Below are 19,916 nucleotides of genomic sequence, written 5' to 3'. Positions count from 1 at the left end.
AAATTGTAATTTACTATTTTATTTTTAGATTTTATAAGTAAAAGCACCAAATAAGATGTAATTATTCTTATTTGGTGCTCCTGTTTACTATTATAGAATATTTAATTTGGGGTAAAACAAGGGATTATTTTTATGTTTAAATATTTAGAAACAGTTACGTTTTTCAATATATATTAATTTATTATTATCTTAGTATCATTTGCAATATTATCATATAACCATTTAGCATCTTCTACTTTTAATCTTATACAACCATGAGATGCAGGAGTACCAAGAGTGTCATCTAAAATAACAGTTTGGGTTTCATCAAAAGGAACGGAGTGAAATAAGTAATCGCCCATAAATTGAACCCAGTACTTACCGCCTTGATCAAACTCATCTGAGAAGAACCACTCCCCTCTATTGGTAACTGCAAATATTCCCTTGGGAGTTTCCTTGCCAGGAAGACCTGTAGAGCAAGAAAACTCTTTAACTAAATCCCAATCGTTAGTTTCTCCTTCATAAACATAGGTTTTTTGCTCGGCTAAATTTAAGTAAACAAAATAATTAGTTTTACTACTAATAGATAAGGTATTTACATTATTGAGTGTTATAGATTGAAGAATTGCATTAGAAGTATATTCAGAATCATCTCCTTGATACTCTTCTCTAAATAACTTAATAGAACTAATTTTATTTTTTATCTCAGTTATGTCATTTTTACTTAATAATTTTGAGTCATAATCAGATAAAAAGTCTATTGCTTTAGTATAATATTTATTTGCAACTAATTCATCTGCAGATTCAAGTAAGTAGTCTTTATAATTTGATTTACATTTTTCTATGTATTCTTGAGCTAGTTCATAATCATTAGCTAAGGAACTTGGAATTAGACTAAAATATTTCATTGCTTTTGAATAATCTTTTGAGTTAAAGGCTGAAATACCTAAGTTTAAGTAATTATCTTTATCAGCTGAAATATCATTAGAATTATCATTTGCAGAAGATATTTCTTTATTAGAAGTACCTTCAGTAGTTGAGGTTATACTATTACTATCTTTATCATCTAATGCAGAAATCAATTTATCTAAAGATGAATTTAATACATTGTAGCTCTTAATTTCATTTAGTACGCTTAATGCTTGATTAGTAGTAATTGCATTTTTAGATAAAGAAATGCATATTTTATCAACTATATCTGTAAAGTAATCATTTAAATCAGAATTAAGTTGTTTTTTCTTTAAAGATAAAATTTTATTATTTAAATTAGTCTTTGCATCCGAAAACTCACAATTATTAAAGGCTTTATAAAAGCTAGAAGTTACCTTACTATATTGAGAGCTTAAGTAAATATTTGCTCCAAATCCTAATAAAACAAATAGAATCATAGAAGAAAGAATCATAAAAATCGAAACTTTATTTTTGGGTTTGGATTTATTATTATACATTTTTATACCTCCTTACAACTTATACTATTAATCATTAACAAAAAGCTTAGACTTTAATCTTAAAAAGTCGTTTTTATAAAAATAAGAGTTGTTTATAAAAGTTAATACATATGATAGAATATTTATTAAGTATTAAATTCCATATAATTGGAGGTAATTATGAAGGATAATATAGGCTTTATAGATAAGGTTAAAATTAGTATTTATAACGTAGGAAGATATAAAGAATTATTAAAATTACGATTTTCTCATGCATTAGTATATTCTATATTATTAAGTGTATTAGTTGGATGTATATTAGGCATTATGAATTTTGCCAGTGTGACTACAATGCAAAATTCTATAAAACAAGTAATGACAAGTGATGAATTTCAATTTGAAATGAAGGATGGGATATTAGACTTTAAAAATTCTCCTATTAAAAGAGAAGTGGGAAGGTTTCTTATTTTAATTAATACGGACATATCACTTGACGAAGTTGAGACTATAAGAAATATAGTAATTCATAAGGATATTTCTATATCCATACTAAAAGATGGAATATCATATAGAGATAATGATGGAGTAGGGTCACTTAAATATAGCGATATTCCAATATTATTCGATAATATGAATAATGAAACTATTTTAAGAGCAGCAAGTATTATGGGAATATTAAAATACAGTATATTTATATTCACTCTTTTATATACTTATTTAGTTCTTTTATTTAATTCATTTATGCTATCATTAGTAGGATTAGTTCTAAGCAAAATGAATAATATTAACTTAAATTATGGAGATGTTTTTAAATTATGCATATATGCAATGACATTGCCAACATTAATTAACTTAATTTATCCACTAGGATCAGTTAGCATATTAATAGCAGGTATTTATTTAATACTTGCAATGAATAAAATAAGAAATGAAATGATTTAATTTAGAAATGATAAAATCTTAACAAGTAATTTAAAATTATTTGTTAGGATTTTTTATTAAATATGAGTAGTTTTAGTAATAATAATATTTGTAAAATATGAAAGATAATTATGAATTAATATAATTATGATTTTGAATAAAACATATATAAGCAATGTTTTATTCAATATTTTGGAAAATAAAATCAAAAGACCTTGTTGGGAAAATATCCATATGGTAAACTATTTATATAACATTAAAACAAAGTCTAAGACTGTTATGAAAGGAATTATTATCATGATTAATAATGAATTTATAGAGAAATTAGATAGTAAAATGAATATAAGTGAAATTATATTAAATGGAAATTTTAATTTTACAAATGAAGAGTCAACAAGTATCATAACAGGATTAATGGATAAAAGTATTAAACAAGAGAATTTTTTGCTTAATATTTCACATGATTTAAGAGGACATTTAAATGTAATATTAAGTATTATGCAATGTATAGATTATGGTAGCATAGCTATTAATGATAAAAAAGCAATGGAATATATGAAAATAGTAAAAAGAAATAGTCTCAAGATGTTAAAGTTAGTAAATAATTTAATTGATACAACGAAACTAGAAAATAACCATTATATTTTACACAAAAAAAATATAGATATTATATCTATGATTGAAGGCACTATAAGCTGCATAGATAAATACGCAAAGCAAAAGAATATACAGCTTATATTTGATACCAATGAAGAGGAATGTTTAATGGCAGTGGATCCAGATGCAATTGATAGAATTGTAATGAATTTATTATCAAATTCTATTAAGTTTTCATATACCAATACAAATGTATATATAAATATAATGGTTATGGGGGATAAAATTACTATATCTATAAGGGATGAGGGGCCAGGAATATCAAAGGAATATCAAGAAAAGGTTTTTAATAGGTTCTATCAGGTATCTAATAAAAAAGATAGAGAGAATTCTGGAAGCGGAATAGGATTAGATTTAGTAAATTATTTAGTGAAATCCATGGATGGAAGTATTGAGTTGAAAAGTGAAGAGGGAAATGGATGTGAATTTATAATAACGTTACCTATAACAATTGTAGAGGAACAAGATGACTTTTGCATAAGAGATGAAAGTAATAAAATACAAATGTTGGAAGTAGAATTTTCAGATATATATAATAATTGATCACATATAATATTTTATAAAAATTAGTCGCTTGATTTATTTAAGTAGTTATGATAATATAAATGTTGTTAAAATTTATATGCGGTGGTAGCTCAGTTGGATAGAGTAGCTGGCTACGAACCAGTTGGTCGGGGGTTCGAATCCTCTCCGCCGTACCATAAAAGCCTTGTAAATACTGAATTTACAAGGCTTTTTTATTTTGAAAAAAATTATTTTTTGTTTTAATCATTATAAATTTTAAGGTCAAAAATAGGTGAGTTAGTAAATGGACACTTATAATACTATTAATTTCAGTTCATAAATTTATATAAAATTTAGAGAATTATTTAAATTAAAAGGGAAAATGAATAAGTTAAATAAAATAAATGTAGTTACTATAAAAATTCAAAAAGTAACTACAATATTTATAGTTAAGATTGTAGTTATCAAATAAATAAAAGCAGTAACTACAAATAATCATTCATATAAATGAACTTTAAAAATTTTTTATTAAGCATTAAAGTATTAAAAATGTATATAAGCATTAGAAGAATATATAAGAAACAATTATATGGTGAAGATAAATGAAAGTATAATGGAATTAGAACAGTAAATATGAAAATTAAATATTAAAATTATAAAAAAACATTGATATTCCCGCGAGGTGACGTATAATTATTTATGGATTTACAATAATATTCGTAATATAAGGGGGTTATCAAATGAATTTTATTAAAGACAAATATGATGTTGTAATTGTTGGTGCAGGCCCTAGTGGGATATTCACTGCATATGAGCTTTTAAATATTAATCCAGAAAAGAAAATTTTAATTATTGAAAAGGGGAAGTCTGTTTATAAAAGATATTGCCCAATACCAAAGTTAAATAAGTGTGTTAAGTGTAAGCCATATTGTAATATAACTACTGGATTTGCAGGAGCAGGAGCATTTTCTGATGCAAAGCTATCTTTATATGACAAGGATTCAGAAGAAGTTTTAGTTGGAGGAAATTTACCAGAGATAATTGGACATCAAAGTACAAAGAATTTAATTGATTATTGCGATGAGATATATTTAGATTTTGGGGGAGAAAAAAATATAGCTGGAATAGAGCATAAAGATGAAATAAAGAAAATAAAGGATAAAGCAAAAAGTGAAAATATAAATTTAGTAGATATTCCTATTAGACATTTAGGAACAGAAAAATCAAGAGAGCTTTATGGAAAATTAGAAGATTATTTATTACAAAATGGTGTAGAAATAATATTTGGAAGTATTGTTAAAGATATTATAATAGAAAATGGTGAAGCTAGAGGTGTAGTAACTGAAAGTGGAAATTACTATGCTGATAAAGTAGTTATATCAGTTGGAAGAAATGGTGCTGATTTCTTATCTGATTTATGTGATAAGCATAAGATAGAAAAAGCAGTTGGAGTAGTAGACATTGGAGTAAGATTTGAAATGAAATCAGAAGGAGATATACAAAGGATAAATGAACTTATGTATGAAGGTAAGTTTATTGGGAATGTAGCTCCATTTAGAGATAAGGTTAGAACCTTCTGTCAAAATCCTGATGGGTTTGTAGCAGCAGAAGTTTATGACAATGGTGTTTCATTAGCAAATGGACACGCTTATAAGGAAAAGAAAAGTATAAATACAAACTTTGCAATACTTTCTTCTCATAAGTTTACTGAACCATTTAAAAAGCCAATAGAATATGCAAATAAAGTTGCAGAGCTTACAAATCTATTATCAAATGGAGAGGTTGTTGTTCAAAGATTTGGAGACATATTAAATGGTAAAAGAACTTGGAAGGAAGAACTTGAAAATAATTCAGTAGAAGCAACATTAAAAACTGCAATGCCTGGAGATATAACATTAGGTATTCCATATAGAACAATGACTAATATAGTTAATTTTATATTAGAGATGGATAAAGTAGTAAAAGGATTTGCTAATCATGATAATTTATTATATGGACCTGAAATAAAGTTCTACTCAAATGCTGTTAAACTTAATGAAAATTTAGAAACAAATATTAAAAACTTATATGCTATTGGAGATGGAGCTGGATTAACAAGAGGGTTAATGATGGCATCATGTTCAGGAGTTTATTTAGCCAGGAATTTATTTAATTAATACAAGAGGAGAGATTTCTTAATGAAATTTCTCCTTTTATATTATATGAATATAGGTATATGTATTTATTTAGGATAAAAATGCTCTCTTTGGATAAATTAAAAGTATATAAATTCAAAAAGAAGGATTATAGGTATGAATGTAGATATATTAATAAATCAACTAGATGAGCATAATCAAGCTAATATATTAGCAACAAAGAAATTTAATCCAAAGGAAGTCTTGTTTATATATGATAAAAATAACGAAACTCTAATGGATTCTGTAAAAAAATATTATGAAAGTTATATTCCAAATGTGAAATTTAATAAGACTATTGTCAATGAAGGTGAAGTTAATAAATTAGTTAAAATAATAAATGAAAATAAAAATAGAAATATATTAGTTAATTTAACAGGTGGTAGCAGAGTAAATTCTTTGACATTACTAAATATAAGCAAAGATAATTTGTTAAATTCAATATATGTAGATATAAAAAATAAGTTTTTATATATATTTGATAAGAGTATTAAAGTTATTAAAGAAGAATATGAGGATATGCAATTAGATAATCTTATAAAGGCATCTGGAGGAGAACTTTTAAATGATTCAAGTGATCTTTGTGATAAAGATGATTTAATTTATTTAACTAAAAAGATATATGAAAATTTAGAACTATGGCATAAGTATAAGCAAAAGCTATATGATTCAAATATTTTTATACATGACTATCAGGATACTAAAAAGGTTACTATAAAAACTGAATTCTTAACTAAAGAAGAAAAAATTATATTAAATAAAATATTAAATAAATTAAAAGAAATTAATGGGATGGATTATAATGAGACTCCTAATAATGAAATTCATGTTAATTTCAAAAATGAATATTTAAAATCATTTATATTTAAAAGTGGAACTTGGCTTGAGATGGCAACAAATATTATGATTAGTGAAATTAAAGAAATTGATGAAGTTAAAAGTGGAGTTATGTTCTTATGGAATGATAAGAGTAAGATAGTTAGAAATGAAGTTGATGTAGTTGCAGTAAAAGACTCAGTTGCTATTTGCATATCATGTAAAGATAGTGATAAATATAATGAAGATGCATTAAATGAGCTAGATGTATATAGTAATCAAATTGGAGGGGAAAAGGTATATAAAATTTTAGTTGCAACAAAAGAGCCTGTGAAGGCAGCAGTTAAAGCAAGAGCTAAAGAAATGGGGATAAATCTTATAATTTTTAATGGTAACGAAGAAAAATTTAAGTCTGAAATAAAAAATATAATTATAAAAAATTAAATTTAAAGTTTAATTGGATTTTCAAATTTTGAAATTGTTTTCTAAGATATATAGATATAATTAAGGTATAGAGATAATGAATAATTAAAAGTTATGGGGGTTAAGAGTATGGATAAAAAAAGTTTAAAAATAGTTACAATAGGTGGTGGATCAAGTTATACACCTGAATTAGTAGAGGGATTAATTAAGAGATATGATGAAATGCCTGTAAGTGATTATTGGCTAGTAGATATTGAAGAAGGTAAAGAAAAATTAGAGATAGTTGGTGCATTAGCAAAAAGAATGGTAGAAAAAGCTGGAGTACCAATGAATATCCATTTAACTTTAGATAGAAGAGAAGCTTTAAAAGATGCAGATTTCGTAACAACACAATTAAGAGTAGGGTTATTACCTGCAAGAGTTAAAGATGAAAGAATTCCATTAAGCCATGGATTTTTAGGACAAGAAACTAATGGAGCTGGAGGATTATTTAAAGCATTAAGAACTGTACCAGTTATACTAGATATAGCAAAGGATATAAGTGAGTTATGTCCAAATGCATGGTTAATAAACTTTACAAACCCAGCTGGAATAGTTACTGAAGCATTATTAAGATATGGAGTTCATAAAAAAGTAGTAGGTGTTTGTAATGTACCTATTGGTCTACAATATTCATTTGCAGAGATATTGGGTGTAGATAGTAATAGAGTAACAGTTGATTTTGCAGGATTAAATCATATGGTTTATGCAGAAAAAGTTTATTTAGATGGAAATGATGTTACAGCAGAAATTATTAAAGCATTAACAGCACCTGATACAAAGACTCAAACAATGGCGAATATAAAGGGATTTAATTGGGATGTTGCAACAATGAAGGCATTTGGAATAATTCCTTGTCCTTATCACAGATATTACTATAAAACTAGAGATATGTTAAATAGTGAATTAGAAGAGTTTAAAAAAGGAAAAACTAGAGCAGAAGTAGTAATGGAAGTAGAAAAGAAATTATTTGAAATGTATAAGGATGTTAATCTACAAGAAAAGCCAGAAGAATTGGCTAAACGTGGTGGAGCTCACTATTCAGATGTTGCATGTAATGTTATAAATGGAATATATAATGATAAAGACACTATAATTGCTGTAAATACTAGAAATAACGGAACTTTAAAACAATTTGAAGATGATTCAGCTATAGAAGTAAGTTGTTATATAGGAAAAAATGGTCCAGTTCCAGTAGAAACAGTTACTGATTTACCAATATTCGCACAAGGATTAGCTGGACAAATAAAATCATTTGAAAGGTTAGCAGCAGAAGCAGCATATACAGGAGATTATAATATAGCATTATTAGCAATGGTAACTAATCCTTTAATATCTGATGATGTAAGAGGAAGAAAGTTGTTAAATGAAATGTTACTAGCTCATAAGGACTATTTACCACAATTTAAAGATGTTATAGAAAAAATTGAGAAGGTAGAAAGAGCAGAGTTTTAATACAAGTTATAATGTATAATGAATAATTAAGGAAATAACTCATCTTAATGAGTTATGAAATAAAAAGAACTCAATTTTTAAAATTGAGTTCTTTTTTACCTATAGAAGCTAGTAAGAAGTAAGTTTTCCTTAACTTTTTCACTTTCACTATTAACTGTTTTTATACATGCTTCCGTATCTAATATAAATATATTCAAGTAGATAACTTAAGTCATATCTATGGTTTTGAACATATTCATTTGAATCATTTCTAGGTGGTAAATAAATTATATAATCACTTCTTTTCATATATTCAGGTTTATGTTGTTCGGTAATAACTACTACTGTAGCTGAACTTTTCTCTATTTTTCTCCAAAGTCTTTCATGATATAGTGTAAATCTACCAGTAGGAGAAATGAGAATTGCTAATGAATTTTCATCTAATTCATCAGCAAGTCTTTCTTGTTCTTGAACATCATTAGCGTGATAAATTAATTTAGAAATATTAACTAGTTTACGCTGTAATTCTTGTGCCATTAGCTGTGAAAATTGTGTTCCGAATATACATACATTATTACTATTGAAAATAAGTTCTACCACTCTATCAATAACTTTTAAATCTATAAATGATTTAAATGTTTCTATTTCATTTATAATTTCTAAAGACATATTATTTAGTATATCTTCTCTTGGTAGATCATAATGCATAGCTTTAGGCTTCATGAGACCTTTAGTATAGTGACCTATATTTATCTTTATGTTTTCTTTAAACTCTATAAAATTAGAATACCCTAGTTTATGACAAAATCTTGTTATTGCAGCTGGTGATGTAAAACAAAGATCAGCCAGTTTGCTTATAGACATATTAGGAATAGATCGTATATTCCTAAGCATAGTTATTGCTATATTATAATTAATATCATTTTCTTTACTGCTGTTTAAAAATAATAATAATCTATATATTAAGTCTCCCATAAATTCTAACTCCCATAATACTTTTTTAATATATAAGAAATTCTATTTTAGGTACTTGTTATAGACTTTGTTTTTATAAGCTATAAATTTTAATTAAAAAGTCTTATAGACTCAACTTTTTTTGCCTATCGTCTCACCCATTAGAACCTTACATTCAAATCCAAGATTTGTTTGATTTATTATATCTTCATCGATTTTAATTGTATCTTTTTTAAATAGAAGAATAGTAGTTGAACCACCAAACTTAAAGTAGCCTTTTTCTTCTCCTTTTATAACTCTATTACCTGGAGTATATGTTTGTATAATTGTTCCAACGCAAGTAGCTCCAACTTCAATGTGAATAATATCACCAAAGTTATCAGATTTAAATAAGCTCCATTCTCTTTTATTTTGACAATAAAGTTTAGCAATCCTTTCAAGGGCAACTGGATTAACAGAATAATAGTTACCATTAATAAAGTTACTTTGCATAGGAGTCCCATTATCAACAAAATGAAATCTATGATAGTCAGTAGGACAAAGTCTTAAAACTAAGCATACTCCACCTTCATATTCCTTAGCTATATCATCATCAGCGATTAATTCAGATAAACTATAATGAATTCCTTTAACCTGAACTAGTTTATCTACAGATATATTTTCATGTGCAAATAACCTTCCATCTCCAGGAGAAATAAGAAGATTATTATTAGTTTCAATTGGTCTAGCATCTTCTTTTAGCGATCTTACAAAAAAATCATTGAAATTATTAAAATCCTCAATAGCACTTGAGCTAATATTCATATCTATATCAAAATCTTTTATAAAATTAGATATTTTCTTTTTACTTAATGAAGTATCACAATAAGCTCCATAAAGTTTTGAAAATAACTTTTTCTTAACTAAAAGCTCTGTTAAGCCTTTTCCAACTGGTGAATTATAAGACCACTTTATATAATTTCCGCCTGCAACTTTTTCTACTTCATAATTATTTGTTTTTCTATTATATACTTGTATCATATGGTACCTCAAATAAATATATTTTATAGTATTATATTAACATAAAAACGCAATAAAAATTCTAAATTTGTTTAAATCGCTTTACTTATTTTTTATTATAAAAGATAATTGTTGATAAGGACAAGTTTGGAGGGGATAGGTTTTGATAGAACATTTTGTGGATTTAATAACTACAGTTGCAATACACCTTTTAGAGTTAATGGGAATATTGATAATAATAGTTGGCGCAATTAAAGCTTTTTATAAGTTTATAGTAAACATAGTTACTAAAAATAATTATCCTATAAAGGTGGAATTTGCACAGTCATTAACACTTGCACTTGAATTTAAGTTAGGTGCAGAAATATTAAAAACAGTAATAGTAAGATCTTTAGATGAAATGTATATATTAGCTGCAATAATAATTTTAAGAGCTATACTAGCTTTTGTTATACATTGGGAAATGAAAGCGGATTCTCATAGTGAAAAGTAAACTTTAAATAATTTATGTTAAATAATATAAATTTAAAAATTTTTAGAAAATATATTAAAAAGACATTATTAAAATGTCTTTTTATTTGAGTTTTAATAAAAAGAGTTAAAAGAATACACTTTTGACTATAATTTTACATTGTTCATATGCATTTTTTGTCGTAAAATCATAAGTGGAGAAAATCTAAGAAAATAATAATGGTTAAAAGATAGTAATTATTGCAAATATGGTGTAAAATAAAATTGTTAATATTCTAACAAGGATAATTTACTTACCATTCGGTTATAGGGGGAGTTATAATGAAGAACATAACTATTAATGGAAATAAAATTCTAGTAGATGATAATAAGAATTTGATGAAAATAGCTAAAGAAAATGGGATAGATATTCCAGCCTTATGTTTTTTAGAAGATTGCAGTAATGTTGGACAATGTGGAGTATGCCTAGTTGAAGTTGAAGGACAAGAAGATTTAGTTAAAGCGTGTTGTTTTATTCCAGAGGATGGAATGGTTATTAATACTAATACAGAAAGAGTTCAAGAAGAAGTTAAAAGTACAGTTTCATCATTATTAGATAAACATGAGTTCAAATGTGGACCATGTAAAAGAAGAGAAAACTGTGAATTTTTAAAGTTAGTAATAAAAACTAAAGCAAGAGCTTCTAAGCCTTTTGTTGTTGCAGATAAATCAGAATATGTAGATGATAGAAGTAAATCAATAGTTTTAGATAGAACAAAGTGCGTTACATGTGGAAGATGTGTAGCTGCATGTAAAACAAAAACAGGAACTGAATCAATAAAGTTCATAGAAGTAGATGGACAAAAAATAGTTGGACCAGAAAATTTAAAGTGTTTTGATGATACTAATTGTTTATTATGTGGACAATGTGTAGCTGCATGTCCAGTAGATGCTTTATCAGAAAAATCTCATATGGATAGAGTAAAAGATGCATTAGCAGATCAAGAAAAGCACGTTATAGTAGCAATGGCACCATCAGTTAGAACTGCCATGGGAGAACTATTTAAGATGGGCTATGGGGTAGATGTTACAGGAAAAGTATATACAGCATTAAGGGAACTTGGTTTTGATAAGATTTTTGATATAAACTTTGGAGCTGATATGACAATAATGGAGGAAGCTACCGAGTTAATTCAAAGAATTAAAACTGGTGGACCATTCCCTATGTTTACATCTTGTTGTCCTGCATGGGTTAGACAAGTTGAAAATTATTATCCAAACTTTATAGAACATTTATCAAGTGCTAAATCACCACAACAAATATTTGGAACAGCTAGTAAAACTTATTATCCACAAGTTGCAGATGTAGATCCTAAGAACGTATTTACAGTAACAATAATGCCTTGTACTGCAAAGAAATATGAGGCAGATAGACCTGAAATGGAGAATAACGGAATAAGAAATATAGATGCTGTAATAACAACGAGAGAATTAGCAAAAATGATTAAGGATGCTAAAATAGACTTTGCTAAGCTTGAAGATAGTGAAGCAGATCCAGCAATGGGAGAATACACTGGAGCAGGAGCTATATTTGGAGCAACAGGTGGTGTTATGGAAGCTGCACTAAGAACAGCAAAAGATTTTGTTGAAGGTAAAGATTTAGAAAATATAGAGTATGAACAAGTAAGAGGTTTAGCTGGAATAAAAGAAGCTACAGTTGAAATAGGTGGAGATAATTATAATGTTGCAGTCATAAACGGAGCTTCAAGCCTATTTGATTTTATGAAGAGTGGAAAAATTAATGATAAAAAATATCACTTTATAGAAGTAATGGCATGCCCAGGCGGATGTGTAAATGGTGGGGGACAACCTCATGTAAATGCTTCAGATAGATTAACTATGGATATCAGAAGCGTAAGAGCATCAGTGCTATATAACCAAGATAAAAATGTATTAAAGAAGAGAAAATCACATGAAAATGGTGCTTTAAATAAAATGTATGAAACATTTATGGGAGAACCAGGACATGGAAAGGCTCACGAATTACTTCATATAAAATATAATAAATAGAGTAAGTTAAAATAAAAAAGCAAAATAACATTAATATAATGTTATTTTGCTTTTAATTTTTTTCCTTGATAATCTTTTCTCTATATAACATTTAAAAATAAATATTCATATTTTACAATGAAAGGTGTAATGAAAATAACTAATGTTAAGTATGGTAAGAAAATATAATTTAATTTTAAAATTTCATATCTTAAAAATTAAAAATTAGTACTATATGTTATAATTTGAAAGTAGAAAATATTAGGGGAGTGTATATAAATGAAATATTTAGCTTGTGATTTAGATGGAACTTTAGTACAAAATGATGAAATTATCAATGAAGAAGATATAAATGCCATATTAAAGCTTAAGGAAGAAGGTCATAAGTTTATAATATCCACAGGGAGAAGCTTAGAAGGAATACATAAAATATTTAATAAATATCCTGAAATAGAATATGATTACATAGTTGCATGCAACGGTTCTATAATAATTGATAATAACGATAATGTAATTTATGATAATTTTATAACTAGTGAAGTTGCAGAAGAAGTATTTAGAGAGTTTATAGATGAAGATGGCATTTGTGTTCATTTTGAACATGAAGGAAGTAACTATCTTATAGATCCAGAGGACTTTAGTGGAATAGAACATTTAATGGACTACTTCAAAGGTGTAATATCAAAGGAAGATGTATTTTCTAAAAAAAGAAATTACTCAATTATAAGCTTATTTGCAAAAAATATGGATATAGATAAAGCAGAAGAAGCAAAGAATTTATTAATAAAGAAGTATGGACATGCGGTAGAAGCATTTAGAAATCAATATTTCGTTGATATAGCTCCTAAAGATTGCTCAAAAGGAAATGGACTAAAAAAATTATTAGAACTTAACAATTTAGATATAGAAAAGCTTTATGCAATTGGGGATTCATATAATGACTTATCTATGTTTAATTTAACTAACAATAGCTTCACATTTCATCATGTAGAAGAACAATTAAAGGGCTATGCTAATAATCATGTTTCAAGTGTTAGTGAATGTATAGAAAAGATGCTAAGGTAACAGATTATTTAAGAATACTAAGGAAATAAATTAATATAAATAAATTGGAAGTTTCACATGTTGACAATAAGAGTAAGTTATAATAAAATTGTTTTAATTAAATAAGCATTGAGTGATTATGTCGCCGGATATAATATTCGTATAGCAAGCATTAGGGATTCATGCCATTAGGCCTTTGGGTATGAACCACCTAATGCTTTTTTTATTTATAGGAGGAGAGAAATATGAGAATAGAATTAAGTAATAGTATTCTAAAAAGCTTCATAAAATATGTATCTTTTAATGTTATTAGCATGATAGGACTTTCATGCTATATATTAGCTGATACATTTTTTGTAGCAAATGGTGTGGGAAGTATTGGGTTAACTGCATTGAATTTGGTTTTACCAGCATATAGTTTAATTAGTGGAATTGGGTTAATGATTGGAATGGGAGCAGCAACAAAATATTCTATATATAGAGGTAGAAATAATAAGGAAAAGGCAAATAAAGTTTTTACCAATTCAATTATTTTAGGGGTGCTAGTTGGATTAATTTTAACTATTGTCGGGATACTTTTTTCATATGATATTGCTAGTCTACTGGGTGCAGATAAAAATGTGAATCCTTTAGCTGGAGTCTATTTAAAAACAATTTTAATGTTTTCTTGTGCATTCATAATAAATAATATAATAATATGTTTTATAAGAAATGATGATAATCCAAACTTATCTATGATAGCAATGCTTTTAGGAAGTTTTAGTAATATAATTTTAGACTATGTTTTTATATTTCCTTTTAAACTAGGCATGTTTGGAGCTGCATTTGCAACTGGACTTGCTCCGGTAATTAGTTTAATAGCACTAGCATTACATTTTATTAAAAAGAAAAATAATTTTAAATTTATTAAATGTAAGATTAGTAAGTATTATATAAAGAATATAATTTCTTTGGGAATACCATCATTTATAACGGAATTTTCTTCAGGGATAATAATGTTGTTATTTAATTTTACAATTTTAGGTATTGCTAATAACATAGGGGTAGCAGCTTATGGAGTAATAGCAAATCTTGCTTTAATAGTAGTTGCAATATTTACTGGTATAGCTCAGGGAATACAACCAATAATAAGTAAAAATTATGGCGAAGGTAAAAGTAAGAATGTTAAAGTTATATATAAGTATGCTTTAATAACAGCAGCAGTTGTTGGATCTCTTTGTTATCTATTAGGAATAGTATTTTCAGAAGAAATAATTAATGTTTTTAATAAAGAGCGAAATCAAGAGTTGTTTTCTATAGCAAATGAAGGTATTAAGATTTACTTTACAGCTTTTTTTATAATGGGATTGAATATAGTAACAACATCATTTTTTGCATCAATTAATGAAGCAAAAGAATCCTTTATAATTTCTATTATAAGAGGCTTAATTGTAGTTATTCCATTGATATTATTATTATCTAGATTATTTGGAATGACAGGGGTTTGGATTACTATCCCTTTAGCTGAAGTTAGTACTTTATTAATTAGTATTATGTTATATTTAAAATATACACAAGGAGTTAAAGAAGAAAAATAAATATAGTATTAAGGGGAGAGATTAGAGATGAATATAGAATTTAGGGAAATTGATAGAAGTAATTATAATGAATGTATAGAATTAAAAGTTAGTGATGAACAGAAAAGATTTGTTGCTTCCAATATGTATTCTTTGGTACAAGCAGCATATGAGCCTAATTTATATCCATTAGGTATTTATAAGGATAATGATATTGTAGGATTTATTTTATATGATTTTGATGACGAACTTAATGGATGGTCAATGAGCAGATTTATGATAGATATTAAGTATCAAAATAATGGAATAGGAAAAGTAGCAGTACAGAAGTTTTTAGAGTTCTTTGTAGATAAATATGGACATCAGAAGCTTTACACAAGTGCTGAGGTTGATAATATTATTGCGATAGATTTATATGAAAAAAATGGCTTTGAAAAGAGAGAAGTATTTGAATATGAATTTTCAGGAGTAAAATACAGAGAAATTAGAATGATAAATAATCTATAAAAAATAAGGAGCTGTTTCAAGCAGCCCCTTATTTTTATATAAATCTTTATTTAGTCTTACCTGAGAATTCTAAGTATTCATCATATGTCATAGCTCTATCTACTATTGATCCATCTTGTTTAATATCTATTATTCTATTTGCAATAGTTTGAATAAATTGATGGTCATGAGAAGCAAACATTATAACACTCTTATAATCTTTAAGTCCGTTATTAACAGCAGTTATTGATTCAAGGTCTAAGTGGTTTGTAGGTTGATCTAGCATTAATACATTAGCATTTGTAAGCATCATTCTAGATAACATACATCTAACCTTTTCTCCTCCTGATAATACACTAGCTTTCTTTAATGCTTCTTCACCAGAGAATAACATTCTACCTAGGAATCCTCTTAAGTAAGATTCAGATTGCTCTTCAACAGTGTTACCTGAGTATTGTCTTAGCCAATCTACAAGGCTTAAATCACAGTCATCAAAGAATTCATTATTATCTTTAGGGAAGTAAGATTTTGTTATAGTTATTCCCCATTTGAATTCTCCACTGTCTGGCTCCATTTCACCGTTTATTATTTTAAATAAAGTTGTTATAGCAATGTCATTGTCACCAATAAGTGCTATTTTATCATCTTTATTAATTCTAAAACTAACATTGTCTAAAACTTTAACTCCATCAATAGTCTTAGTTAATCCTTCAACTGTTAAAATTTCATTACCAACCTCTCTTTCAGGTTTGAATCCAACGAAAGGATATCTTCTGCTTGAAGGTTGAATATCATCTAAAGTTATTTTATCTAATAACTTCTTACGTGAAGTTGCTTGCTTAGATTTAGAAGCATTAGCACTAAATCTTGCAATAAAGTCTTGTAATTCTTTAATTTTATCTTCCTTCTTTTTGTTTTGATCCTTAGCCATTTGTAATGCTAATTGGCTTGATTCATACCAGAAGTCATAGTTACCAACATATAATTTGATCTTACCAAAGTCAACATCTGCCATTACAGTACATACTGTATTTAAGAAGTGTCTATCATGGGATACAACTATAACAGTTCCTTCAAATCTTAAAAGGAAGTCTTCCAACCAGTTAATTGATTGTATATCTAAGTGGTTTGTAGGCTCATCTAGAATTAGAATTCCAGGATTACCGAATAAAGCTTGAGCTAAAAGAACTTTAACCTTTTCTCCACCTACAAGTTCTGACATCTTTTTGTAGTGCATGTCAGTTCCGATTCCTAAGCCTTGAAGTAATGAAGAAGCATCTGATTCAGCTTCCCAACCATTCATATCAGCAAATTCACCTTCTAATTCAGAAGCTCTTATACCATCTTCATCAGAAAAATCAGGCTTTGCATATAAAGCATCTTTTTCTTCCATTATTTCATATAATTTTTTGTTACCCATTATTACTGTTTGTAAAACTTCGAATTCATCATATGCATAATGATCTTGTTTTAAAACAGACATTCTTGTATTTGGAGCAATAGAAACATCTCCTGTATTTGGTTCAATTTCTCCAGATAATATTTTTAAGAATGTACTTTTACCAGCACCGTTAGCACCGATAACGCCATAACAGTTACCAGGAGTAAATTTTATATTTACATCTTCAAAAAGCTTACGGCCACCAAATCTTAAACTTACGTTTGATACAGTTATCACTAAAAACCGACCTCATTTCTAATATTATTCATTTCGTTATTATATCATAAAGTTAACATATTTTCATTTAAAGCTAAAATAATATTTAGAAAATTTAATGGAAACATAGTAAATTATTTAAATACTATAATTTATAGGGTTGACACTCGAATAAGGAAGTGTTAATATTTACTAAAATGCAGTTTTGGGAGAATAAAAATGAGCAAAATAATTAACTTGAAAGAAATAAAAGTTAATATGAATTATTATTATAGCTATTATAGATAGGACTTGTATTTATAAAGTAATTATAGATACAAGCCGTAATCAAGATTTAAGGTTTGTATCTATGATGGTTATAAGTTTTAATTATGCTCGAGTTTATAGAGATAATTTAACCACATAGATAAATGCTATGTGGTATTTTTATTCCTGCTTATTTACCACATAGTAGAGACTATGTGGTTTTTTTATATATAAATTAAGGAGGAATGTAGGTTATGAAGAAAAGAGAACATTTTACGAGCAGGGTAGGATTTATAATATCTTGCATAGGAGCAGCTGTAGGTTTAGGTAACATTTGGATGTTCCCATATAGGCTAGGACAAAATGGAGGAGCAGTATTTTTAATACCATACTTTATATTTGTTTTATTACTAGGTTCTATAGGGCTTATTACAGAATTTACTTTTGGAAGATCAGCGCAGGGGGGATCATTAACAGGAATAAAAGATACATTTGAGAAAAGGGGCAAAAAAGGTGGAGTATTAATAGGGGCAATACCAGCAGTAGGATTAGCAGGAGTTTTTATGTTTTATAACGTAGTTGTAGGCTGGATTATTAAATATTTTACTTTAAGTACAACAGGAGAAATAAATAAAATAGAGATAGATAGTTTCTTTAATAATTTTGCAGGAAGTAATGAAACTATATTATGGAATGCAATTGCAATATTTATAGCTCTTATTATAGTAATTATAGGGATTACAAAGGGAATAGAAAAGGCAAATAAGATAATAATGCCATTACTTTTTATAATTTTTATATTATTAGCTTTTAGATCATTAACTTTACCAGGAGCAATGGAAGGAGTTAAATACTTATTAACACCTAAATGGGAATACTTATTTAAAGTTAATACATGGGTAATGGCACTTGGACAAGCATTTTTCACAGTATCATTAAATGGATGTGGAATGGTGGTGTATGGTAGTTATATAGAAAAGGATATGGATATACCAAGGGCCGCAATTAGTACAGCAATATTAGATACTATATCAGCATTATTAGCTTCATTTGTTATAATGCCAGCAGTATTTGCATTTGGCTTAGATCCTATGTCAGGGCCACCATTGTTATTTATAACACTACCGACTATTTTTAAATCAATGCCTGCAGGACAAATACTATCAATATTATTTTTCTTAAGTATAATATTTGCAGCTGTAAGCTCATCAATAAATATGCTAGAGGGGCCAGTAGAAGCTTTAATGTCTCAAACAAAATTAAGTAGGAAAAAAGCTACAATTTTAATATCAATGATATTATTTATACTATCAATACCATTAAATTTAGATATGAATTTATTTAATAATTTTGCAGATTTTATAACAATAGTTATATCTCCTCTTGGAGCATTAATAGTTCTTATAGTATTCTATTTCATGAGAGATAAAGAAGAAATTCTAGAGGAAATAAATATGGGTGCAAGTAGGAAGGTTGGAAATAAGTTTTTATTATTTTCGAAGTACGGTTTTACTACTATAACAGTATTGGTTATAATACTTGGAATAATTTATGGCGGTATATAGTTAATTAGTAAGTTTTAAATAAATCAAGAGATGATGTTTATATAGCATCATCCTTTTTTTGTTTCTAAATATTGACAATTAATCTTAAAAGATATATAGTTAATTACATAAGTAATGAACAAATTAACTGAATTCACATATATTATATTAGAAAGTTAAAAGGAGGTAGCTATGAATTTAGATTTTTCTAGTGAAATACCTATATATATTCAAATAGCACAATCAATAGAAGATGGAATTTTAAATGGAATTTTTAATGAAGATGAAGTAATACCATCAACAACAGAAATATCTGTAAAGTTCAAAATTAATCCAGCAACTGTAGCGAAAGGCTTTAATTTATTAGTAGATGAAGGAATTATTTATAAAAGAAGAGGTGTTGGGATGTTTGTTTCAAGTGGTAGTAAGGAAAAGTTAATACAAAAGAGAAAAGATAAGTTTTATTCTAATTATATAGTTTCATTAATTGAAGAAGCTAAGAAGCTTAATATATCTACTGTAGATATCATAGAAATGATTAGAAGGGGGGAGTAGTT

Annotated in this window: 16 protein-coding genes and 1 tRNA gene; 13 read left to right on the top strand and 4 right to left on the bottom strand. The window is 27.1% G+C overall.

Going from position 1 to position 19,916, the window contains the following annotated elements; translation table 11 throughout:
* Positions 1 to 173: 173 nt before the first annotated feature.
* A complete protein-coding gene (locus tag J2Z25_RS07255) occupies positions 174 to 1,427 on the bottom strand; it encodes a L,D-transpeptidase family protein (protein WP_209739394.1) in 1,254 nt (417 codons plus the stop codon).
* Positions 1,428 to 1,586: 159 nt separating this feature from the next.
* On the opposite strand from J2Z25_RS07255, the gene J2Z25_RS07250 reads away from it, so the two are divergent.
* The 6 genes from J2Z25_RS07250 (at position 1,587) to J2Z25_RS07225 (ending at position 8,395) form a co-directional block, all read left to right on the top strand.
* Complete coding sequence (locus J2Z25_RS07250) at positions 1,587 to 2,348, top strand: DUF1189 family protein (RefSeq protein WP_209739392.1); 762 nt, start codon at positions 1,587 to 1,589, stop codon at positions 2,346 to 2,348.
* Positions 2,349 to 2,561: 213 nt separating this feature from the next.
* Complete coding sequence (locus tag J2Z25_RS07245; RefSeq protein WP_245173144.1) at positions 2,562 to 3,527, top strand: sensor histidine kinase; 966 nt, start codon at positions 2,562 to 2,564, stop codon at positions 3,525 to 3,527.
* An 81-nt stretch (positions 3,528 to 3,608) separates the two neighbouring features.
* Positions 3,609 to 3,685, top strand: a tRNA-Arg gene (locus tag J2Z25_RS07240).
* 543 nt (positions 3,686 to 4,228) lie between these two features.
* Positions 4,229 to 5,644, top strand: a complete 1,416-nt coding sequence (locus J2Z25_RS07235; RefSeq protein ID WP_209739390.1) for an NAD(P)/FAD-dependent oxidoreductase — start codon at positions 4,229 to 4,231, stop codon at positions 5,642 to 5,644.
* A gap of 135 nt (positions 5,645 to 5,779) precedes the next feature.
* Positions 5,780 to 6,922, top strand: coding sequence for a Card1-like endonuclease domain-containing protein (locus J2Z25_RS07230; protein ID WP_209739388.1), 1,143 nt, complete (start codon positions 5,780 to 5,782; stop codon positions 6,920 to 6,922).
* A 108-nt stretch (positions 6,923 to 7,030) separates the two neighbouring features.
* Entirely contained in the window at positions 7,031 to 8,395 is a 1,365-nt protein-coding gene (locus tag J2Z25_RS07225; RefSeq protein ID WP_209739386.1) for a 6-phospho-beta-glucosidase, read from the top strand.
* Between the two features lie 150 nt (positions 8,396 to 8,545).
* Here the strand turns inward: J2Z25_RS07225 and J2Z25_RS07220 are convergent, their stop codons facing one another.
* Positions 8,546 to 9,349, bottom strand: coding sequence for a MurR/RpiR family transcriptional regulator (locus tag J2Z25_RS07220; RefSeq protein ID WP_008681385.1), 804 nt, complete (start codon positions 9,347 to 9,349; stop codon positions 8,546 to 8,548).
* 111 nt (positions 9,350 to 9,460) lie between these two features.
* Positions 9,461 to 10,348 carry a phosphatidylserine decarboxylase gene (locus tag J2Z25_RS07215; protein WP_209739384.1) on the bottom strand — a complete coding sequence of 296 codons (888 nt, stop codon included), beginning with the start codon at positions 10,346 to 10,348 and terminating at the stop codon, positions 9,461 to 9,463.
* A 142-nt stretch (positions 10,349 to 10,490) separates the two neighbouring features.
* Here J2Z25_RS07215 and J2Z25_RS07210 point away from each other — a divergent pair, with 142 nt between their 5' ends.
* The 5 genes from J2Z25_RS07210 to J2Z25_RS07190 all read left to right on the top strand — a co-directional run bounded on the left by J2Z25_RS07210 (position 10,491) and on the right by J2Z25_RS07190 (position 15,933).
* The gene (locus J2Z25_RS07210; protein WP_209739382.1) at positions 10,491 to 10,820 is read left to right on the top strand and encodes a DUF1622 domain-containing protein; all 330 of its coding nucleotides are present in this window, start codon (positions 10,491 to 10,493) and stop codon (positions 10,818 to 10,820) included.
* A gap of 299 nt (positions 10,821 to 11,119) precedes the next feature.
* A complete protein-coding gene (locus J2Z25_RS07205; protein ID WP_209739379.1) occupies positions 11,120 to 12,847 on the top strand; it encodes a ferredoxin hydrogenase in 1,728 nt (575 codons plus the stop codon).
* Between the two features lie 258 nt (positions 12,848 to 13,105).
* Positions 13,106 to 13,891, top strand: a complete 786-nt coding sequence (locus J2Z25_RS07200) for a Cof-type HAD-IIB family hydrolase (RefSeq protein WP_099346382.1) — start codon at positions 13,106 to 13,108, stop codon at positions 13,889 to 13,891.
* Between the two features lie 224 nt (positions 13,892 to 14,115).
* The gene (locus tag J2Z25_RS07195; protein ID WP_209739377.1) at positions 14,116 to 15,447 is read left to right on the top strand and encodes an MATE family efflux transporter; all 1,332 of its coding nucleotides are present in this window, start codon (positions 14,116 to 14,118) and stop codon (positions 15,445 to 15,447) included.
* Between the two features lie 27 nt (positions 15,448 to 15,474).
* The gene (locus J2Z25_RS07190; protein ID WP_111928656.1) at positions 15,475 to 15,933 is read left to right on the top strand and encodes a GNAT family N-acetyltransferase; all 459 of its coding nucleotides are present in this window, start codon (positions 15,475 to 15,477) and stop codon (positions 15,931 to 15,933) included.
* A 46-nt stretch (positions 15,934 to 15,979) separates the two neighbouring features.
* Here the strand turns inward: J2Z25_RS07190 and J2Z25_RS07185 are convergent, their stop codons facing one another.
* Positions 15,980 to 17,590, bottom strand: a complete 1,611-nt coding sequence (locus J2Z25_RS07185) for an ABC-F family ATP-binding cassette domain-containing protein (protein ID WP_209739375.1) — start codon at positions 17,588 to 17,590, stop codon at positions 15,980 to 15,982.
* Between the two features lie 479 nt (positions 17,591 to 18,069).
* On the opposite strand from J2Z25_RS07185, the gene J2Z25_RS07180 reads away from it, so the two are divergent.
* Together J2Z25_RS07180 and J2Z25_RS07175 are read left to right on the top strand one after the other, a co-directional pair.
* A complete protein-coding gene (locus tag J2Z25_RS07180; protein ID WP_008681397.1) occupies positions 18,070 to 19,380 on the top strand; it encodes a sodium-dependent transporter in 1,311 nt (436 codons plus the stop codon).
* A 171-nt stretch (positions 19,381 to 19,551) separates the two neighbouring features.
* Positions 19,552 to 19,914, top strand: coding sequence for a GntR family transcriptional regulator (locus J2Z25_RS07175; protein WP_209739373.1), 363 nt, complete (start codon positions 19,552 to 19,554; stop codon positions 19,912 to 19,914).
* Positions 19,915 to 19,916: the final 2 nt, after the last annotated feature.

The organism is Clostridium tertium, assembly GCF_017873245.1.
Taxonomy (GTDB): Bacteria; Bacillota; Clostridia; order Clostridiales; family Clostridiaceae; genus Clostridium; species Clostridium tertium.
Note: the sequence above shows the minus strand (reverse complement) of the source record. Positions and strands in the feature narration are given on the sequence as shown.